The organism is Kitasatospora sp. NPDC001309 (assembly GCF_042896295.1).
In the GTDB taxonomy this organism is placed as follows: domain Bacteria; phylum Actinomycetota; class Actinomycetes; order Streptomycetales; family Streptomycetaceae; genus Kitasatospora.
The window spans coordinates 39,817-58,991 of sequence record NZ_JBIAXC010000037.1 but is presented as its reverse complement, the minus strand read 5'-3'; the positions used below and the strand labels follow the sequence as shown (position 1 = coordinate 58,991).

Genomic DNA, 19,175 nt, shown 5'->3' with positions numbered 1-19,175 from the left:
CAATCGGCAGCGCGGCCCTCGACACCACGGCCCTCCACACCACGACCCTCGACACCACGGGGCGGCGACACCCGTGGCGCCGCCGCCCGCGGTATTCGTGTCCCCGTCACCGACCCTCCGCCCGCCGCTTCCACTCGCGTTCCCTGCCACGAGCATGGCGTATGACCAAGAACGAGTAAAGACCCGTGGTCAGGGCAGGTGCGAAGGCCTCGACGGAGGCCCGGCGGCGGCCAGGCCCTGTCCGGCCGATCCTGCCGGACAGGGCCCGGCCAGTGAGCTGGTTCGGGGGTCGGAGCGGTCCTACTGCAGCACGGCCAGAACCGCGCCCCACTGGGCGGTCGTGGCTCCGGAGAGGGAGCAGGGGCCCGGCGTCCGCACGAGCTGGTAGCCGGTCGTCAGCCAGTAGGACGACAACTTCACCGTCGGCAGGTCGGCCCAGCCGGGCTCGAACAGCGGGCCGGTGCCGCTGTTCGAACCCACGGCGCCGACGAGCAGCTGGCCCGCCCGGCAGGTGGGGCCGGTGATGCCGAAACTGGTGCCCCCGGACTCGCCGAGGCCGGTCGCCCGAGCGGCCACGGAGTGGATGTCGCGGTATTCGTCGACGACCACGTGGTACTTACTGGCGGTGACGTAGGTGACCGCCAGGTGGTCGGCGGTCGAGAGGGCGGCCACGTCGAACGCCGCGAGGATGGCCACGCGGTGGTGGCGGGTGTCGAACACGTCCGCGACCAGCTGGTAGCGGCTGCCGCGGCTGTCCGTGACGGTCAGTGGGGCCGGGCAGGTGGACGTCAGCATGATCGACACGATGAGTGCGTCGCCCGCGGCCACGTTCTGGGTGATCGGGACCGTGGCGCTCGTGCCGGTCAGGATGTGAGCCTCCGCGCCGGGGCGGCCGACCCAGGCCGGTGTGCCCGGTGACTGGCCGGCCGGTGCGGGGTCGGCGGCGTCCAGGGCCCGCTGACCGTGGGCCGCGAGCGGCTGCTGGACGCCGTCGTCACTGATCGCGTCCTGGCACTGCTGCGCTGCGGTCACCTCCCGCTGGGCGGAGGCGGGGCTGCCGACGACGTAGCCGGTGACGGCGCCTATGACGATGCCCGCCAGCAGGGCGGCTCCGTGGGACGCCACCCCACCGCGCCGCCCGAACCACCTCCGTCCCGGCACGGGCGCGGGCCGGGGCGAGCCGGTCGCGCCGAGCGCCTCGGCAGGTCCGGCGGGTCCTGCGGGTCCTGCGGGTCCGGCGGGCTGCTCGACCGGGTGGTCCGCCTCGTGGGCGGCGTCGGACGGGAGGCGACCGGGCCCTCTCGCCGGGTTCGCCGCTGCGGCCCAGGCCCGGCGCCACTCCACCTCGTCGCCGCCACAGGCCTTGACGAACTCGCGCACCACGGGCCAGGTGGGTAACCGCCGGCCGGCTAGCGCTTCGTGCAGGGCGGAGTGCGACACGATTCCCGACGTCCTGGACATCGTCCGGAACGACGGATTGCCGGCGAGGGCCCGCAGTTGTCTCAAGCGGTCGAGGAACTCGGCAACCTCGTCCTCCTGGCCCATCACGCCCTCCCGTCTGCCCCCGGTGACAGGTGGGACGGGCCTTGCCCGTCCACGCCTGTCCAGACATGTCAGGTTGTACCGGAAGAACGTGGTCGCGCGCGTGTGAACGAGCAAACTCGTGATCGCCTCCCCGGCCGGGCCCTCGCCTGCGCCGCCGCGCCGACCGTGGGGAGCCCCCGAGCGTCCGGGTCTGTCGTCCGGTGTCCGCTGTACGGCGCCGGGGCTTTCGGACGGGCCGTCGGTGCGGATGAATGAGCGCCGGCGGGCCGAACCCGGGCGAGCGGGCAAACGCCGACGGGCTCCGTCTCCACCCCCAGCTACCAAGGGAGAGAACCTTGCACGCGAAGAAGATCCTCGTCGCGCTCACCATCGCCGGCGCGACGGTGCTCGGTGCGGCAGGCACCGCGTCCGCGTCCTCCAGCGGCTCGGACAGCGCCAGCAGCAGCCACGGCTCGTGGTACCAGGTCTACGCGAACAACAACGTCGTCGGCTGGCACGTCAACATCGGTGACACCGACGAGGAGTTCTACATCACCGCCCAGGACGTCTGCGGCAACTACTACTCCTTCAACTGGAACGACAAGTACCAGTCCGGGTACAACAACGCGTGGTGGACCTTCCCGTGCACCCTCTCGTGGGCGCACCTGTACCCGACCGACAACGGCAGCCAGGACGGCCGGACGGTCTCCCGGTAGTCCACCGACATCCGCGGGTGACCCACGACTTCGTCCGGATCGGCGACACGGACGAAGTCGTGGCGCTGGACCTGCTCCGACGGCCCGCCGGGGTCTCCGGCGGGCCGTCAGTGAACCGGCGGCAACGTCGCTGCGGCCCAGGACACCGCGCTCACGCCCCGGACCGCGGCCGCTTCCCGGCAGTCGGCACGCACGGCGACCCATGAGGCGCCGAACCGACTCCGAACCGACTCCGAACCGGCTCGCTAGCCGAGCTGCGGGGCCACCTGTGCGGCGACCAGCTCCAGGTGGTCGAGGTCACTCAGGTCGAGCACCTGGAGGTAGGCCCGCTCACTGCCGACCGCCGCGTACCGGCCGAGCTTCTCCACCACCTCGCCCGGGGTGCCGGCCAGGCCGTTCTCCTTGAGCTCGGCCACGTCGCGGCCGATCACGGCGGCCCGACGGGCCACCTCGGCGTCGTCCCGGCCGACGCAGAGCACCAGGGCGTTGGAGTACACCAGGTCGTCGGCCGAGCGTCCGGCCTGCTCGACGGCGGCCCGGACCCGGCCGAACTGGGCGGCGGTGTCGTCCAGCGAGGCGAACGGCAGGTTGAACTCGTCGGCGAAGCGGGCGGCCAGCGCCGGGGTGCGCTTCGGCCCCGAGCCGCCGACCAGCACCGGGATGCGCTCCTGGACGGGCTTGGGCAGCGCGGGCGAGTCGGTGAGGGTGTAGTACTCCCCGGCGAAGTCGAAGGTGTCGCCGAGCTTGGTCCGCCACAGCCCGGTGATGATCTCCAGCTGCTCCTCCAGCCGCCCGAACTTCTCCTTCGGGAACGGGATGCCGTACGCGGCGTGCTCGGCCTCGTACCAGCCGGCGCCGAGGCCGAACTCGACCCGGCCACCGCTCATCGCGTCGACCTGGGCGACCTGGATCGCCGTGACGCCCGGCAGCCGGAAGGTGGCGGCCGTCATCAGGGTGCCGAGGCGGATGGTGCTGGTGTCACGGGCCAGGCCGGCCAGCGTGATCCAGGCGTCGGTGGGGCCGGGCAGGCCGTCCACGTCGCCCATCTTGAGGTAGTGGTCGGAGCGGAAGAAGGCGCTGAACACACCGAGCTCCTCGGTCGTGCGGGCGACCTTGAGGAGGGTGTCGTAGCTCGCGCCCTGCTGGGGCTCGGTGAAGATGCGGAGGTCCATGCGGGCCATTCTGGTACGGACCACCCGTTCGGGAACACAGGGAACCGGCCATGCCACGGAACGTTCCGAAGGTGGCCAAGGTCTCAGCACGGAACCGTCACAGCCCGGCTCGCCACCACAGCGGTTCGCCTACCGTGGACGGATGTTCGCGACCCCCGACGAGTCCTTCCGGCGCTCCCCCGACGAGCCGGCCGGCTGCCCGCTGCCCGGCATCGTGGCCGCCTTCACGCCCCGGCTGGCCGAGTTCGCCTTCGAGCCCGGTTTCGTCGCGGCGGTCGACCAGCACGCGGCGATGCTGCGCGAGCTGCTGTACGCACAGGGCGCGGAGCTCGCGCCCCAGCCGCTGGACCGTGAGGAACTGTCGGACTACGCGCTCGGCTTCCTGGACGCGCTCACCGAGATCGGCTGGCGGGAGCCGGTCGGCTACGACTACGCCGTGACCAGGCTGACGGCGATCTGCTGGCTGGTGCGTGACCAGGGTCTGCTGGAGGCCTGATCCGAGGAGGCGGGGGGGTGGACCCGGTCCACCGATCGCGCATCGCGGCATCGCGGCATCGCGGCATCGCGGGAAAATATGCAGACCGGTCTTCTGGTGGCGAGGCTAATAGGTAGACCGGTCTAGAGATCTCCCATCAGGCCAGGTGGACCAGGTAGGCCCGAGACGCCGGGCGTACCGGGCCTACCGGGTGCACCGGGCAGACCAGCCAGACCCCGTAGACCGATCTACCGATTCTCGCCCGGGTCGATCCCCGGCACCGGCGGGTTGGCCGGGCCGGTCTGGGTGGTCGGGCGGATCGGCTGGTTGGCCAGCGCGTCCGAGCGGCCGGCCTGGTAGGCGGTGCCGCGCAGTCGGGCGGTCTCCTGCTCCGCGCTGTCCAGCCACCGCTCCCAGCGCTGGCGCATCGGCATGATAAGACCGCCGCCGACGCCGACCACCAGCACCCCGGTGACGGTGGCCAGCGCCGCGATCAGCACCGGCCCGGTGATCGCGGTCGCGATCCCGGCCTGGCCGAGCGCCGCGATCACCCCGAGCGCCACGATGAACGCCCAGGCCACGGTGGAGACGGTGCGCCCGTACGAGGCGCCGGACAGCGCGTTCCCGACGATGTCGCGCACGCCGTTGGCGATGGCCATCGCCACCACCACGATCGCGACCGCGACGATGCCCCTGGGCAGCCAGGCGACGATGCTGTGGATCATCACGCTGATCGGGTTCGGCCCGAAGACGCCGAAGGCCAGCTGGAGCGCCATCAGCAGGACCGCGTAGTAGACGATCTTGCAGATGATGCCGGTCATGTCGTACTTGGAGCCGCTCAGGTACCGGGCCATCCCGGCCCGCTCGGCGACCTTCTCGGAACCGACGCGGCGCAGCACGCGGTCCAGGATCCGGGCGATCGCCTTGGCCACGAACCAGCCGATGGCGAGGATCACCAGGAAGGCGATGAACTGCGGGACGACCTTGGCGATCTTGCCCCAGGCCTGGGTGAAACCCGACCCGAAGTCGACGGAGAGTGCGAGCTGCTGAGCCACGGAGTCCTCCACTCGATGACACGGCGCCACGAGCGGCGCAGGCGACCCCCCACCCTTCGTGGATAGCAGCACCCCACCCCGACCGCGCGCGCCGGAATGTCCGGGATGGTTCCGTCGGGTGAACGGTCCCGCCGTCCGCACGCGTACAGTGGCGGTCCGGGCCGACGGGGGCGGGGGCCACGGACTGCGGATCGACGGTGACGGGGCGGGACGGAGCTGGACTGTGCTGGACGGTGCGAAGGTGAACGGTGGCGGTGCGGGCCCGGGTGCCACCGCGGGCGAAGGTACGGGCGCGGGTGCGGGCCCGGGTGCCGGTGCGGCCGCGCACCGGGCGCTGCGCTGGCAGGTGCGGCCCCCGGTGGCCCGGGCCGCCGTCCTGGTCCTGCACGGCGGTGAGGAGCACAACCTCGCCCGGCCCCGCCGGTTCAACCTCCCGCTGCTGCGGATGCACGGCTTCCTGCGCGGCCTGGCCCGGGAGACCGCGGGCCAGGACGTCGCCATCGCCACCGTCCGCTACCGCCACCGGGGCTGGAACGGTGCCCGCGCCGACGCCGCCCGGGACGCGTCCGCCGCACTCGACGAACTGACGGCCGCGCTCGGCCCGGTGCCCACCGTCCTGGTCGGCCATTCCATGGGCGGCCGCGCCGCGCTGCGGGCCGGCGGGCACCCGGCCGTCACCGGCCTGGTCGCCCTCGCCCCCTGGTGCCCGGCCGCCGACCCCTGCGAGCAACTGGCCGACCGCGATGTCCTGCTGCTGCACGGCGACCGCGACACCGTCACCCTGCCCGCCGACACCCACGCCTTCGCCGCCCGCAGCCGCGCCGCCGGCGCCCGCGTCTGCGGCTACACCGTCACCGGCAGCGGCCACGCCATGCTCCAGCGCATCCCCGACTGGCACCGCGCCACCACCCGCCTCACCACCGGCCTCCTCGGCTTCCGCCCCCTCCCCGCCGAGACCGCCTCCGCCCTGGCCCTCCCGCCCGCCTCCCCCGAGGCCCTCACCCTCCCGCTCCCCCGCCAGCCCCGCACCGCCACCCCCTGACCCCGGCGCCCCACGCCTTACCGCCGGGGCCGCCCTCGGCCCAGAGGGTGAGACCGGCCTCGGTAATGGTGGGCTCGCGTATTCAACTCGGGCAGTCTGGTCCCGCATCTCCGGGACGACGGCCTTGATGCCGCGTTTGCACAGGTAGGCGCGCTTGGCACGGTTGGCGCGGGACGAGTAGGCCTCATAGGCGTTGAGGGCTGGGAGTTGGATCAGCTCTGACAGGGGCCGAGCGAGACGCCGTGCTGATCCCAGCGATCAACGAGTGGCTACGACCAGCAGGGCCTCGACAACCCCTACTGGTTGGCCGGCCGTGGTTCACCGGAGTATCGGTCCAAGCCCGCCTTCGAGCGCCGTTGTTGCTCGAACCAGTGCACGTAGCGCGGTGAGGCGTCGCGAAGATCGATGCTGAGTGGGTACGGGTCGAATTCGTCCAGGAGCAGCTTGCGGAGGAATTCGACCATGCCGCAGGGGAACAGGGTGAAGTCGTCGCGGGTGTGGCGGCCACAGACCAGGACAGGCCAACGCTCTGGGTCAGGGTCGGCCATAGGCCGCCGCGGCGACGAACTGCGCAACGGCCCCCTGCCGGACGCGTCGATCGACTGGCTCAGGACCGACTTCTTCAGGACCGAGCTCGAACTCGGCCGCTGTCTCAGGCTTCCCGTGGAGGGCCCCTGCGCGTGCGACCTCTACCTGACCTGCGCGACGTTCGCCACCACGCCCGGGTACGCGCCACGACTGCGGGCGCGACGCGAAGTTGAGCAAGCCCTCGCCCGCGACGCCGCCGAGCGCGGCTGGGACCGCGCGGTCGAACGCCACCGCTGCACCGGCGACCGTATCGACAGACTCCTGGTCGACCTCGGACAGCCCAGCAGAACCGAAGCGGAGGCCGGACACCCCGGTGCTCGGTCACACCACCAAGCCGCTACCGGAGTGGTCCCCGCTCGTCGATGAACACGGTGGGCTCCGACGAGAAGGCATCGGCGGTCACGGGGCCGTAGGCGACATTGAAGGTATCCAGCCAGTACGACCAGTCCTGCGCCCCCGCCGCACTGCTGAAACGGTAGTTGAGCTGCCAACGGACCCACTGTCCGGGGACAAGACGCACAGCCGGGGGACGCCGCGGCCGAGCCGGTACGGCGAACAGCGGCTGCACTCGGGGAAGGACCCGCAACCGTCCGTCGGCCTCGCGAAGCTGGACGTCGACCTTGCCCAGCTCCTCCTGGCCGCCACTGGGTTCGAAGCCGTCACGCTCATGCATGCGGACCACGTGCGCCAACGAGGACGGCGCGTTCGGGATGGTGAAGCCGACCGGGGCCGCGTTCCTGCGAGCCGCGGCCTCTCCTCCCCGGGACCGCTTCGTCCAGGACGTCCGTATCCACTGGACGGTGATCTCCACGGTCTCCACCCCTGCCACTCCATCGAAGATCTCACTTTACGTGGGCACCATCCGGCGCGGCCCGGGACGGGCCCGCCCGCCCGGTCGGTCGATCGGTCGGTCAGACGAGGAAGCCGCCGGAGACCTCGATGCGCTGGGCGGTCATCCAGCTCAGGCCCTCCGACGCCAGTGTGGCGATGGCGTCGCCGATCTCCTCGGGTTCGCCGACGCGGCCGAGCGCGGTCTGTCCGGCCAGCCCCTGGCGCATTCCGTCGTCATCCCGCATGACGCCGCCGTTGAAGTCGGTGGCGGTCGGCCCCGGGGCGGGGCGCAGGGCTGGTACTCGCGCAGGCCGACCAGGGCGCGGCGGACCTGCGGGAGGGTCTTCCGGGTGTCCCACAGGTCGAGGTCCTGGGCGAACAGCACGGCCATCACCCGGGTCGCCGACAGGCCGTCGGCCCGGCGGACGGTGGCGACGATCTCGCGCAGCACCTCGCCGGCCTGATCCGCCGTCATGCCGTCCAGGCCGACCTGACGATCCCGCACGAGTGCACCCGGGTGCCCATCGCGAGGGCCACTCCGAGGGCGGCCTGCGCCGCCTTGCCGACCTGCTCGTAGGCCGACTTGGCCAGGGCCAGGCCGTTGTCAGCCCGGCGGAAGAGCAGTTGGTCCTCGCCGATGTTGGTGCTCAGCTGGACGGGCAGTGCCCGGCGGGCGGCGAGCACCGCGTCGGCGATGTCCATGATCCGCCGCGGCTTGATGGTGCCGAGGGCGCTGCGCGGATCCTCGCTGTCGATGATGCGGGCGCCGCCGAGCACCGCCTCGCGTGCCTCCTGCGGTCCGAACACGCTGACCAGCAAAACGCCGATCCGCTTCCATGGAACCCACCCCTCCGATGGTCTGCCGGGAATCCTCGGGCACGTCAGCGAGGGGTGGGCATGGGGCACCCGTGTCGTTCACTCGTTCGGATGAATCTGTTCCGATCCACCCCGAGCCCGGAGCCCGGAGCCCTAAGCAGGCGGGCGGCCAGGGCGGCCAGGGCGGCCAGGGCGGTCACAGCGGTCAGGCCGTCGGCAGGGGCTGGGGAGCCGCGGGGCCGGTGTAGCGGGCGGCCGGGCGGATGATCTTGGGGTCGGCGGCCTGCTCTAGGATGTTGGCACTCCAGCCGATCGCCCGGGCCGCGGCGAACGTGGGGGTGAACATCTCCCTCGGCAGGCCGCAGAGGTGCATCAGCACGCCGGCGTAGAACTCGACGTTGGTGTGCAGTTCGCGGCCCGGCTTGAGTTCGGCCAGGATCGCCTCGACCCGGGCCTCCACCTGGACGGCGAGGTCGACGAGTTCACCGCCGAAGGACTCGGCGACGCCGCGCAGCATCCGGGACCGCGGGTCCTCGGTGCGGTAGACGGCGTGGCCGAAGCCCATGATCCGGTCGCCGGCCAGGACGTGCTCGCGGATCCAGCCGTCGATCCGGTCCGGGGTGCCGATCGCGTCCAGGGTGTCCAGGGCCCGGCTGGGCGCGCCGCCGTGCAGGGGCCCGGAGAGCGCGCCGAGCCCGCCGACCAGGCAGGCGACGAGGTCGGCCCCGGTGGAGGCGATCACCCGGGCGGTGAAGGTGGAGGCGTTGAAGCCGTGGTCCACCGTGGAGATCAGGTACTGCTCGATCGCCCGGGCCTCGGCGGGCCCGGGCTCCTCGCCGGTCAGCATGTAGAGGTAGTTGGCGGCGTAGCCGAGGTCGTCGCGCGGTTCCACCGGCTGGCGGCCCTGCTGCAGCCGGTGCAGCGCGGTCAGGACGGTGGGGACCAGCGCGGTGGCGAACAGCGCGTCCTCGATCCGCTGTTCGGGCGCGGTGTCGTAGAGGGGGCGGATGCCGCGGTCGGCGGCGGCGACCGAGAGCGCGGCGCCCAGGGTGGCGAGCGGGCCGCCGTGCGCGGTGCTCGCCGCCAGTGCGGGCAGGAGCGGACGCAGGGCGTCCGGCAGGCGGCGCAGCGGGGTGGTGCGGGCGAGGAAGGCGGTGCGGGCGGGTGCGTCCGGCAGTCCGCCGAGGAGCATCAGGTGCCAGACGTCCTCCAGGGTGCGCTGTTCGGCGAGGTCGATCGCCGAGTACTGGCGGTAGCGGTAGAAGCCCTCCAGGCCGCGGACGTCGCCGAGTTCGGTCTCGGTGACCACGACGCCCTTGAGGCCGCGGGGGACCTCGATCTCGGTGGTGCTCGGCATGGCAGTGGCCCTTCTCGTGGATCTTCCCGCCCGGTGCTCCGGCGACGTTCTGTACTCTCCGACCATGGATCCATGTTGTCAATGTTGATTGAAATCAATGTGTAATACTGTGGATCATCAAGGCGCGGAGGCGTCACAGGACGACGAGGACGGACCATGGCCGAACGCTTGACCACCCAGCAGGTCGCCGAGCAGCTCGGCGTGAAGGTGGAGACGGTGTACGCCTACGCCAGCCGCGGGCAGCTCAGCAGCGAGCGGGCCCCGGGAGGCAAGGGCAGCACCTTCGACGCCCGCGAGGTCGCCGAGCTGGCCGCCCGCGGCCGTCGCGCGCCGGTGCGGCCGGCGGCGGGCGAGCCGTCGGGCGCCGAACCGGGGTGGGGCAGCGAACCGGTCGAGGTCCGGACCGGGCTGACCCTGATCGAGAACGGCCGGCTCCACTACCGCGGCCGCGACGCTGTCGACCTGGCCGCCGGGCACGGCTTCGAGGCCGTGATCGGCTGGTTCTGGGGGCTGGACACCGACGCCCCGGTGGAGCTGCGGGTGCCGCCGGCCACCGCCGAGGCGCTGGCCCGGGCCGCCGCCGCGCTACCCGACGGGATCCGGCTGCCCGACCGGCTCCGGATCTCGGTCACCGTCGCCGCCGCGCTCGACCCGCTCCGCTTCGACCTGCGCGAGCAGACCGTCCGGGCCGCCGGGGCGGCCCTGATCGCCGGGATGGTGGAGGCCCTGCCGCGCACCGCACCCGACCCCGGGCCCGACGCCCCGCTGGCCGCGCGGCTGTGGAGCCGGCTGGCGCCCGCCGCCCCCGCCCCCGGGGAGCTGGCCTGCCTGGACCGGGCCCTCGTGCTGCTGATCGACCACGAGCTGGCGGTCTCCACCGTGGCGGCGCGGGTGGCCGCCTCGGCGCGGGCGCATCCGTACGCGGTGGTCTCCGCCGGACTCGGTGCCACCGACGGCCCCCTGCACGGCGCCGCCAGCCCGCTGGCGCACCGGATGCTCGCCGAGGTCCTGGCCGACGGCGCGGTCCCCGTGGTCTCCGACTACCTGCGCACCGGCCGGCCGATCCCGGGGCTCGGCCACCGGCTCTACCCGGACGGCGACCCCCGCGCGGTCGCCCTGCTCGACGCGGTCCGCCGACTCGACGGCGGAGCGGAGGTGGTGGCGGCGGTCGCCGCGGTGGAGGCGGCCGCGGGCCCGGCCGGCCGGCCCGCCCAGCGGGCCAACATCGACCTGGCACTGGCCGCCATGGCGCTGACCACCGGACTGCCCGCGGAGGCCGGCGAGGTGATCTTCGCCGTGGCCCGCACCCCTGGCTGGCTGGCCCACGCGGTGGAGGAGTACCGCGAGGAACCCCTGCGGATGCGCGCCCGGGCCACCTACACCGGGCCGCGCCCGCAGGACGACCGGGCGGGCGACGAGGCGGGCACCGCGCTCAGTTGACGAAGTCCTGCGTGAAGTAGAAGTACGTGGCCGGGCTCCCGTCGGGGGCCGTACCGGGCCCGTAGGAGATGCCCAGGCCGGCCCGGGTGTGGTTGCGGTCGAGGAGGTTGGCCCGGTGCATCGGCTCGCCCATCCACCAGGTGAACGCGTCCTGGGGCGCGGGCAGCGGAGCGCTGCCGGAGGACCAGCCGATGTAGACGTTCTCGCTGCCGGAGATCCCGACGGCGTGCAGGATGCGGTCCGGCGGCGTGCTGCCGTCCGACCCCAGGTGGCCCGGCCATCCGTTCCACGTCCGGTCCTTCAGACCGGGGTGGTCGGCGAGGTCCTGGCTGTGGGCGCGTGTCGTACCGACGAGCCCGGGATCGATCGACACGTCCGGGGCCCCGTTCTGCCGGCGGGCGCTGTTGACGAGGTCGAAGGCCGTGAGCTCCTGCCAGTCCATGAAGTCCTGGGGTTCGTCCGGCCAGTGGTCGATGACGAACACCCAGCCGCTCGCCTGGTGTCCGCCGCCCGCGGGGCACCGCCCCTTCTCCGGGAAGCCATTGAAGAACATGCCGTAGCAGTTGCCGCAGAAGCGCCAGTTCGTCTGCTGGGTCGGCGCGTCCGCCGAACCGTCGTGCCGGACGGTGCACAGGTAGCCGGTCGCCCGGTGTCCACCACCCGTGGGACAGGTGCCCTTCGTGGGAAAGCCGTCGAAGAACAGTGCGTAGCAGTTTCCGCACTGGCGCCAGTTCGACTGCTGCGTCGGGGTCTCCGTGGCGTCGGAGGGGAAGCTGTACGCGAAGCCGAAGGCCTTGTGGCCCTCCCCGGCAGGGCATGCGCCCTTCTCCGGAAGCATGTCGAAGAAGAGCGTCTGGCACTTGTAGCAGGAGCGCCAGTCGAGCAGATTCGTCATGGGATCCTCCAGGACTCTGCGCACGACCTGTTGGTTCGTGCGGGCCCCTCGCCGCTTAAGCGGGGTGGATGTCAGGCGGCGGCACCCCTCCCCTCCCAGGATGACCCGCGGGAAGCGCTCGTGCACGGCGCCCGACGAGCCGCCGGACGGCCGGTCTGTCCCGTGGCCGGCGCTTGCCACCGGCCACGTTTGCCCAGGTCAGTGGAGGTGCGGGGGCCCGGAAACGGTTCCGGTGGTCTCACGGGTTTCTCATCGCGGCGGGCCAGAATGAGCGGCGCCGGCACGAACGCCGCCGGAATGGACGCCGTCCGCCGCCGAGCCGAGGGAGCCGAGGGAGCAGCATGGACGACACCGCCGACCGCCCGGACTGGCGCGTCCTGGTCGTCGACGACGAACCGGACCTGGTCGAGGTGGTCTGCGGCGCCGTCCGCTACGAGGGCTGGCAGGCCCGCGGCGCGACCACCGGTCTGGAGGCCGTCCGGGAGGCCGCGCACTGGCGGCCGCACGCCGTGGTGCTCGACGTCATGCTGCCCGACCTCGACGGCTTGGAGGTGCTGCGCCGGATCCACGCCGAGCAGCCCGAGGTGCGGGTGCTCTTCCTCACCGCCCGGGACGCCGTCGAGGAGCGGATCGCGGGGATCGCGGCCGGCGGTGACGACTACGTCACCAAGCCGTTCAGCCTGGCCGAGGTGGTGGTCCGGCTGCGCGGGCTGCTGCGCCGGGCCGCGCCGACGGACGGGCCGCGCCGACCGCCCGCGCACGCCCTGGTGCTGGGCGACCTCGTCCTGGACGACCGGGCCCGCGAGGTCACCAGGGACGGTGAGACCATCGAGCTCAGCCCGACCGAGTACGCGCTGCTCGCCCACCTGATGCGCCACCCCCGGCAGGTGCTCAGCAAGGCGCAGATCCTGGACGCGGTCTGGTCGTACGACTTCGGCGGGCAGGCGCACATCGTGGAGCTGTACATCAGCTACCTGCGCAAGAAGCTGGACGCGGGCCGCAGCCCGATGATCCACACCGTCCGGGGCGCGGGCTACCTGATCAAGGCCGCGCAATGAGGCGCGCGACGACGCGCGCAGTGGGACGGGCCGCCGCGCGGGTCACCAGGGCGCTGCGGAAGCTGCTGCCCCGCACCCTGCGGGCCCGGCTGATCGCCGGACTGCTGGTGCTGCTGGTGGTCACCTGCGCCGCCGTCGGCTTCGCCACCGCCGCCGCCCTGCGGCACTTCCTGGTCGACCGCCTCGACCAGCAGCTCGCCGAGGCCGGCGGCCGGTACGCCGCCAGCCTGGAGCACACCGGCACCGGCGCCGGCCCGGACACCCGGGCCCAGACCCCCGGCACCCTGGGCGTGCGACTGCTCGGGGGCAAGGTCACCGCCGCCGGGGTGGTCGACGGCGACGCCGACGACGTCGACGACCCGGACAACGCGGACGACCGGGTCGCCTTCACGCCCGACCAGCAGCGCTCGCTGGCCGCCCTGCCGGCCGGCGGCCCGGCCCGCACCCTGGACCTCGGCGGCCCCCTGGGCCACTACCGGGTCCGCGCGGTGGCCGGGCGGGACGGCGACGTCCTGGTCAGCGGGCTGCCGCTGGGCCCGGCCGAGGACACCGTGACGCGGCTGGAGACCCTGGAGCTGACCGTCTTCGCGATCGCCGTCGCCGCGGCCGGCGCCGCCGGGGCGGTCTGGGTCGGCTGGTCGCTGCGCCCGCTGCGCCGGGTGGTCGGCATGGCCGAGCGGGTGAGCGCGCTGCCGCTCGCCAGCGGCGAGGTGCTGCTCGCCGAGCGGGTCCCCGACGACGACCCGCGCACCGAGGTCGGCCGGGTCGGCGCCGCCCTCAACCGGATGCTCGGCCACGTCGGCGACGCGCTGGCCCGCCGGCACGCCGTGGAGGAGCGGCTGCGCGGCTTCGCCGCCGACGCCAGCCACGAACTGCGCACCCCGGTGGCCGCCGTCCGCGGCCACGCCGAACTGGCGCTGCGCCACCCGGGCCAGGTGCCCGGCGAGGTGCGGCACTCACTGGAGCGGATCGACGCCGAGGCCCTGCGGATGGGCGCGATCGTCGAGGACCTGCTGCTGCTCGCCCGGCTGGACGCGGGCCGCCCGCTGGCCGGGGACGAGGTGGACCTCACCCGGATCGCGCTGAACGCCGTGGCCGACGCCCGGGCGGCCGGGCCCGGCCACCGCTGGCGCCTGGCACTGCCCGAGGAGCCGGTCCTGGTGCACGGGGACGAGCACCGGCTGAGCCAGGTGGTGGCCAATCTGCTGGCCAACGCCCGCACCCACACCCCGGCCGGCACGGCGGTCGAGCTGCGCCTCGAACCCGGCGCCGGGCACGTCGAGTTGAGCGTCACCGACGAGGGGCCGGGGATCCCGGCGGAGCTGCTGGAACGGGTCTTCGAACGCTTCGTCCGGGGCGACCGGGCCCGCTCCCGGGCCACCGGCTCGACCGGGCTGGGCCTGGCCATCGTCCGGGCCGTGGTCCAGGCGCACGGCGGCACGGTCGAGGCGGCCAGCCGGCCGGGCCGCACGGTGTTCACGGTCCGGCTGTGTCAGCCCGTGGGGCCGTGACGTCCGTCGTACCCGTGACGGACGCTCCGGCCGTGACGGCCGTGCGGAAGCGCTGGCGGTAGTCGGTCGGCGTGGTGTCCAGTCGGCGGCGGAAGGCCCGTACCAGGGTGTCGGTAGTGCCGAACCCGCAGGCGGTGGCGATGCGTTCGAGGGTGTCGTCGCCCGACTCCAGCCGGTGGCGGGCGAGTTCGACCCGGGCGGACTCGATGTAGGCGCTCGGGGTGGTGCCCAGCTCGGTCTTGAAGATCCGGATCAACTGCCGTTCACTGAGGTGCGCGTGGGCCGCCAGCTCGGGCACGGTGAGCCGGCCGGTCAGGTGGCGCAGGATGTGGTGGCGCAGCTCCTCGATCCGCCGGGTGGTGGAGACCGGCTCCAGCGGGACGCTGAACTGGCTCTGGCCGCTGGGGCGTTTGAGGTACATCACCAGCTGGCGGGCGACCCGCAGGGCGAGTTCCTCGCCGAAGTCCTCGGCGACCAGGGCGAGCGAGAGGTCCAGGCAGGCGCTGATGCCCGCGCCCGTCCAGACCTCGCCCGCGCGGATGAAGATCGGGTCGGCGTCGACCTCGATCTGCGGGTACTCGGCGGCGAGTTGGCCCGCGGTCGACCAGTGGGTGGTGGCCCGCTTGCCGTCCAGCAGCCCGGCGGCGGCCAGCAGGTGCGCTCCGACGCACACCGAGGCGACCCGGCGTGAGCGGGCCGCGAGCCGGCGCACCTGCCCGACCACCTCCGGGTCGGCCACCGCCCGGACCCGACCGGCCGCGTCGACCTCCACCGACCCGGGCACCAGCAGGGTGTCGATGCCGCCCTCGGCGGCGGCCCGGTCGAAGGTCAGGTCGGGCAGGATCCGCACCCCGGCCGCGGTGGTGACCGGCTCGGCGGTGGCGGCGGCCAGCACCACCCGGTAGCCGACCGCGTCCCCGGTCTCCCGCCGGAGCAGCGCGAACACCTCGGGCGGTCCGGTGACGTCCAGCAGGTCGACGCCCTCGAACAGGACGATGACGACCAGCCGCTGCTGCGCGCTCTCCACGGGGCCTCCCTCCCTCACTCCGGTGCCGGTGCCGGTGCCGGTGCCGACGGTCGATGTCGGCGCCGACGGTCGATGCCGACGCCGATGTCGGATTCTGCATGTTAGACGGCATTGCCGCCACACCGGGCCCGCCCGTAGCGTTCCTGGGGCAGGCCGCACCCCGCGTGACCTGCCCCGACACCCCCCAGGCCCGAAGGCGGCACAGCCATGCCCAGCACCACCCTGCGCACCCTCACCGGTCTCGACGACAAGCCCGCCCGGCTCGGCGCGAGCACCCTCGTCCTGGTCGACTACCAGAACACCTACACCCGCGGCGTGATGGAGCTGACCGGCTGGCGCGAGGCCCTCGACGCGGCCGCCGGCCTGCTCGCCCGGGCCAGGGCCGAGGGCGCCACCGTCGTCCACGTCGTCAACGACGGCGGCGCCGGCACCCCGTACGACATCCGCGAGGAGATCGGGCAGATCCACCCGGCGGTGGCCCCGGCCGAGGGCGAGCGGGTGGTGGTCAAGCAGGCCCCGGACGCCTTCGTCGGCACCGAGCTGGGCGAACTGGTCGACGCGGCCGGCCACCAGGAGGTCGTGGTCGCCGGGTTCATGACCCACATGTGCGTCGCCTTCACCACCGCCGGCGCCTTCCTGCGCGGCAACCGCCCCACCGTGGTCGCCGACGCCTGCGCGACCCGCCCGCTGGGTTCCGGCGCCGAGGAGCTCACCGCCGCCCAGGTCCACCGGGGCGCGCTCGCCACCGTCGGGGACCTGTACGGCGTGGTCGTCGAGTCGGCGGCCGAGCTGGGCTGAGCCCGGCCGCGTCCCGCCACCCCCGCGCCGGCGGGGCGCCCCGGTCCGTCACCCGGGGCACCCCGCCCGGGCGGGGCGGCGGGCGCCGCCCCGCCGGCCCTCCGAGCCTGCCGGGCCCCGGGGCCGGAGGGCAATGGATTCGGTCCTCGCCGAACGGTCTTGCGGAGCGGCCGCCCGCGGGGCGACGATCCTGTCCGTGCTGCGAATCATCTTCGGTACGGACGACTTGGACCGCGTCCGGGTGGCGGAGCGTCCGGACATGTCGATGGAGCTGTCCCTCAGCGTCCACGGCCTGGTCAGCGGCCGCTGCGATCCACGCTTCCAGGTGTGGCGCAACCGGCTGCGGGCGTCCTGGAACCCCCGGACCGCGCTGCTCTTCGACCTCTACACCCCCTCGGCCATCCCGGAGTTCCTCGCCGTGCGCCGCGACCCCGGCGCCACCGAGAGCGCCACCGCCGAGGCGCCCGAGGAACCGCTCCGCGACCACCTGCGATCGGTCGGCGGGACCAGGCAGTTGAGCGCCTTCGCGCGCGGCGTGGCCGCGGGCGACCGGCGGGCCCGGCGACTGCTCGGCAACGTCACCGCCGACTACCAGACCCGCGCGATCGACCCCTACCGGCGGCAGATCGAGACCATCGTCACCACCGACCACGGCCGGCGCCGCCGGCTCGGCGAACCGGACCGGGTCCTCGCCTCGCTGCACCCGTCCGTCTCCTGGCGCCGCCCGGTGCTCAGCTTCCCGCTGGTGGGGGCCTGCCGGCACGACATCCGGCTGGACGGTCGCGGACTCCTGCTCCAGCCCTGCGTGTTCGGCCCCCGCCGCCCCGTCATCGCCCGCTTCGAGGACCCTGGGCAGCAGCCCGTCCTCCTCTACCCGGCGAGGATCAGCGGCCCCTTGCAGCCCGAGCCCGAACCCGCCCCGAGCCGCAACCTCACCGCCCTGCTCGGCCAGACCCGCGCCGCCGCCCTGGAGGCCATCGCCACCCACGGCCCGTGCTCCACCAAGGACCTGGCCGGGCTGCTGGACATCTCCACGGCCTCCGCCAGCGAACACGCCACCGTCCTCGCCGACTCCGGCCTCACCACCAAGGACCGCGACGGCCGCACCGTCACCCACCGCCCCACCCCCCTCGGCCGCGCCCTGCTGTCCGGCCGCCTCCCCGCCCCGACCCCCGCCCCGACCCCCGACTCGGTCTGACCGGAAGGACGCTCGTGTCGCTCACCCCGGAGGACCGCTGGGCCGTCGTCGACCTGGTCTCGATGCACGGTCACCTCGTCGACGACGGAGACCTCGACCGGCTGGACGAGGTGTTCACCGTCGACGCGGTCTACGACCTCACCGAGTTCGGCCAGGAGCCGCTGTCCGGAGTGGCGGCCGTCCGCGCGGCGGCACGGGCGCTGGGCGCGGGCAACCCGGTCGCGCACCACGTCACCAATGTCGTCGTCACGGCGGGGGCGGACGGCCGGGTGCGGGTCCGTTCCAAGGGGCTGGGGGTCCGGGCGGACGGCTCCTGCGGCTCCGTCTCCTACGAGGACACCGTGGTGCGCACCGCGGACGGTTGGCGGATCAGTCACCGCCGGGTCTCGCCGCGCCGGGCCCCCTTGGGCGGGGCGACGGCGCCGCGCTGACCGCACGCCGCCCCCGGCCAGGGGCGGGGGCGGGGGCAGCGCGCGGGCCGGGTCAGACCAGGGCGGCCTCGATCAGGTCGGCGGCCCTCGACGCGCCGCCGCCCGCGCGGACCTCCCCGCCGATTTCGGCCAGCCGGGCCGCCACCGCCGGGTCGGTGGTGAGCTCCAGTACGGCGGAGCGCAGCGCCTCGGCGGTGGCCTGCTCGGTGTCCAGGCGCCGTGCGACGCCGAGTTCGACCAGCCGGTCCGCGTTCTCGAACTGGTCGGCGGCCTGGGGCACCGCCACCATCGGCAGCCCGCAGTACAGGCCTTCGCTGCACCCGCCCATCCCGGCGTGGGTGATGAACGCGTCGGCCTGGCGCAGCACCGCGAACTGCGGGACCCAGGGGTGCACTTCGACGTTGGCTGGGATCGGCCCCAGCTCCGCCGGGTCGGTCGCCTTGCCGACCTGGAGCACGACGTGCCAGCCGGGAAGGTCCCCGAAGGCCTCCAGGCACGCCCGGTAGAAGGCCGGCTGGTGGGTGAAGGCGGAGCCGAGCGAGACCAGCAGGACCTTCTGCGCGCCCTGCGGCCTGGTCCAACCGCCCTGGTGCTCCCGGTTGTCGAGGCAGGGGCCGGCGAAGGAGAAGACCTCGGGGTCGACCTCGTCGACCGCGCTCTGGAGCGCCCGGGGGATCAGCGCGAGCCCGCGGTCCGGGCGCAGCATGTACGAGAACATGTCGCGGGGCGCCACCCCGTTCTCGGCCAGCCACTTGGCGAAGCGCTCCGGTACGCCCTCCGCCTCCAGGGCCGCCATGACCGTCCGGAACGGCTCCGCCTCGGGGTCGGCCTGGGCGATCCGGGACGGCGAGACCAGCATCGACGGGACGCCCCAGCCGTCGGCCAGGACCCGTCCCGCGTACGCCATGAAGTCGTACAGCACCAGGTCGGGCCGGTCGTCGTGGAAGGCCTCCCGCATCCGGGGCAGCATGGCCTGCGCCTCGCCGAAGACCATGCCGTGCACATTGGTCCCGGGCACGACCGCACGGCCCTTGAGGATCTCCAGGCCGGTCTCGTACGGCACGAGCCGGGCGCCGGTGGTCCCGATCTGCTCGGCGAAGGTCGGGTCGTTCACGTAACTGACGCGGTGGCCGCGGGAGACCAGCTCCCGGATCACGTCCAGGCTGGGGTTGACGTGGCCGTGCGCCGGGATGTTCACCATCGCGATGTGTGCTGGGCGGGGCATGTCGGTACCTCTCACG

The 19,175-nt window shown here is 73.6% G+C and carries 19 protein-coding genes and 1 pseudogene; 9 read left to right on the top strand and 11 right to left on the bottom strand.

The genetic code is table 11. The annotated features are described in order from the left end of the window. Positions 1-300: 300 nt before the first annotated feature. Entirely contained in the window at positions 301-1,125 is an 825-nt protein-coding gene (locus ACFY2K_RS30880) for a hypothetical protein (protein ID WP_387715997.1), read from the bottom strand. A gap of 216 nt (positions 1,126-1,341) precedes the next feature. Next, positions 1,342-1,545, bottom strand: a pseudogene (locus tag ACFY2K_RS30875) (helix-turn-helix domain-containing protein); the annotation flags it as partial. 335 nt (positions 1,546-1,880) lie between these two features. On the opposite strand from ACFY2K_RS30875, the gene ACFY2K_RS30870 reads away from it, so the two are divergent. Beyond that, a complete protein-coding gene (locus tag ACFY2K_RS30870; protein ID WP_380526682.1) occupies positions 1,881-2,240 on the top strand; it encodes a hypothetical protein in 360 nt (119 codons plus the stop codon). Positions 2,241-2,485: 245 nt separating this feature from the next. Here ACFY2K_RS30870 and ACFY2K_RS30865 read toward each other — a convergent pair whose 3' ends face one another. Further along, the gene (locus tag ACFY2K_RS30865) at positions 2,486-3,412 is read right to left on the bottom strand and encodes an LLM class F420-dependent oxidoreductase (RefSeq protein WP_375884322.1); all 927 of its coding nucleotides are present in this window, start codon (positions 3,410-3,412) and stop codon (positions 2,486-2,488) included. 142 nt (positions 3,413-3,554) lie between these two features. Here ACFY2K_RS30865 and ACFY2K_RS30860 point away from each other — a divergent pair, with 142 nt between their 5' ends. Then, on the top strand, positions 3,555-3,908 hold the full coding sequence (locus tag ACFY2K_RS30860; RefSeq protein ID WP_375884320.1) for a DUF6401 family natural product biosynthesis protein: 354 nt from the start codon (positions 3,555-3,557) through the stop codon (positions 3,906-3,908). A 227-nt stretch (positions 3,909-4,135) separates the two neighbouring features. Here the strand turns inward: ACFY2K_RS30860 and ACFY2K_RS30855 are convergent, their stop codons facing one another. Continuing rightward, entirely contained in the window at positions 4,136-4,942 is an 807-nt protein-coding gene (locus ACFY2K_RS30855) for a hypothetical protein (protein ID WP_387715917.1), read from the bottom strand. 223 nt (positions 4,943-5,165) lie between these two features. Here ACFY2K_RS30855 and ACFY2K_RS30850 point away from each other — a divergent pair, with 223 nt between their 5' ends. Next, positions 5,166-5,984, top strand: a complete 819-nt coding sequence (locus ACFY2K_RS30850; RefSeq protein WP_387715915.1) for an alpha/beta hydrolase — start codon at positions 5,166-5,168, stop codon at positions 5,982-5,984. A 925-nt stretch (positions 5,985-6,909) separates the two neighbouring features. Here the strand turns inward: ACFY2K_RS30850 and ACFY2K_RS30845 are convergent. The 4 genes from ACFY2K_RS30845 to ACFY2K_RS30830 all read right to left on the bottom strand — a co-directional run bounded on the left by ACFY2K_RS30845 (position 6,910) and on the right by ACFY2K_RS30830 (position 9,576). Then, positions 6,910-7,383, bottom strand: coding sequence for a hypothetical protein (locus ACFY2K_RS30845; RefSeq protein WP_387715912.1), 474 nt, complete (start codon positions 7,381-7,383; stop codon positions 6,910-6,912). Between the two features lie 100 nt (positions 7,384-7,483). Continuing rightward, complete coding sequence (locus ACFY2K_RS30840; RefSeq protein ID WP_387715909.1) at positions 7,484-7,762, bottom strand: SDR family oxidoreductase; 279 nt, start codon at positions 7,760-7,762, stop codon at positions 7,484-7,486. A gap of 112 nt (positions 7,763-7,874) precedes the next feature. Continuing rightward, entirely contained in the window at positions 7,875-8,210 is a 336-nt protein-coding gene (locus ACFY2K_RS30835; protein WP_387715906.1) for a hypothetical protein, read from the bottom strand. A 214-nt stretch (positions 8,211-8,424) separates the two neighbouring features. Then, positions 8,425-9,576 carry a citrate/2-methylcitrate synthase gene (locus ACFY2K_RS30830; protein ID WP_387715903.1) on the bottom strand — a complete coding sequence of 384 codons (1,152 nt, stop codon included), beginning with the start codon at positions 9,574-9,576 and terminating at the stop codon, positions 8,425-8,427. Positions 9,577-9,732: 156 nt separating this feature from the next. On the opposite strand from ACFY2K_RS30830, the gene ACFY2K_RS30825 reads away from it, so the two are divergent. After that, positions 9,733-11,016, top strand: a complete 1,284-nt coding sequence (locus tag ACFY2K_RS30825; protein WP_387715900.1) for a citrate synthase — start codon at positions 9,733-9,735, stop codon at positions 11,014-11,016. Here ACFY2K_RS30825 and ACFY2K_RS30820 read toward each other — a convergent pair. Next, complete coding sequence (locus tag ACFY2K_RS30820; RefSeq protein ID WP_387715897.1) at positions 11,009-11,911, bottom strand: CAP domain-containing protein; 903 nt, start codon at positions 11,909-11,911, stop codon at positions 11,009-11,011. The genes ACFY2K_RS30825 and ACFY2K_RS30820 overlap by 8 nt on opposite strands. Positions 11,912-12,252: 341 nt before the next feature. Between ACFY2K_RS30820 and ACFY2K_RS30815 the strand changes: the two genes are divergently transcribed. Together ACFY2K_RS30815 and ACFY2K_RS30810 are read left to right on the top strand one after the other, a co-directional pair. Further along, on the top strand, positions 12,253-12,969 hold the full coding sequence (locus ACFY2K_RS30815; protein ID WP_380397058.1) for a response regulator transcription factor: 717 nt from the start codon (positions 12,253-12,255) through the stop codon (positions 12,967-12,969). Then, the gene (locus tag ACFY2K_RS30810) at positions 12,966-14,480 is read left to right on the top strand and encodes a sensor histidine kinase (protein WP_387715894.1); all 1,515 of its coding nucleotides are present in this window, start codon (positions 12,966-12,968) and stop codon (positions 14,478-14,480) included. The genes ACFY2K_RS30815 and ACFY2K_RS30810 overlap by 4 nt, the downstream gene beginning before the upstream one ends. Here ACFY2K_RS30810 and ACFY2K_RS30805 read toward each other — a convergent pair. Next, positions 14,446-15,507, bottom strand: a complete 1,062-nt coding sequence (locus ACFY2K_RS30805; RefSeq protein ID WP_387715892.1) for a GlxA family transcriptional regulator — start codon at positions 15,505-15,507, stop codon at positions 14,446-14,448. The two genes, ACFY2K_RS30810 and ACFY2K_RS30805, sit on opposite strands and share 35 nt — an antisense overlap. A 207-nt stretch (positions 15,508-15,714) precedes the next feature. Here ACFY2K_RS30805 and ACFY2K_RS30800 point away from each other — a divergent pair, with 207 nt between their 5' ends. The 3 genes from ACFY2K_RS30800 (at position 15,715) to ACFY2K_RS30790 (ending at position 17,934) form a co-directional block, all read left to right on the top strand. Further along, positions 15,715-16,305, top strand: a complete 591-nt coding sequence (locus ACFY2K_RS30800) for an isochorismatase family protein (protein WP_375884294.1) — start codon at positions 15,715-15,717, stop codon at positions 16,303-16,305. A gap of 196 nt (positions 16,306-16,501) precedes the next feature. Beyond that, entirely contained in the window at positions 16,502-17,503 is a 1,002-nt protein-coding gene (locus ACFY2K_RS30795) for an ArsR/SmtB family transcription factor (RefSeq protein ID WP_387715888.1), read from the top strand. Between the two features lie 14 nt (positions 17,504-17,517). Further along, entirely contained in the window at positions 17,518-17,934 is a 417-nt protein-coding gene (locus ACFY2K_RS30790) for a nuclear transport factor 2 family protein (RefSeq protein ID WP_375884291.1), read from the top strand. Positions 17,935-17,986: 52 nt separating this feature from the next. Here the strand turns inward: ACFY2K_RS30790 and ACFY2K_RS30785 are convergent, their stop codons facing one another. Beyond that, entirely contained in the window at positions 17,987-19,159 is a 1,173-nt protein-coding gene (locus ACFY2K_RS30785; protein WP_380526568.1) for a macrolide family glycosyltransferase, read from the bottom strand. Positions 19,160-19,175 lie beyond the last annotated feature (16 nt).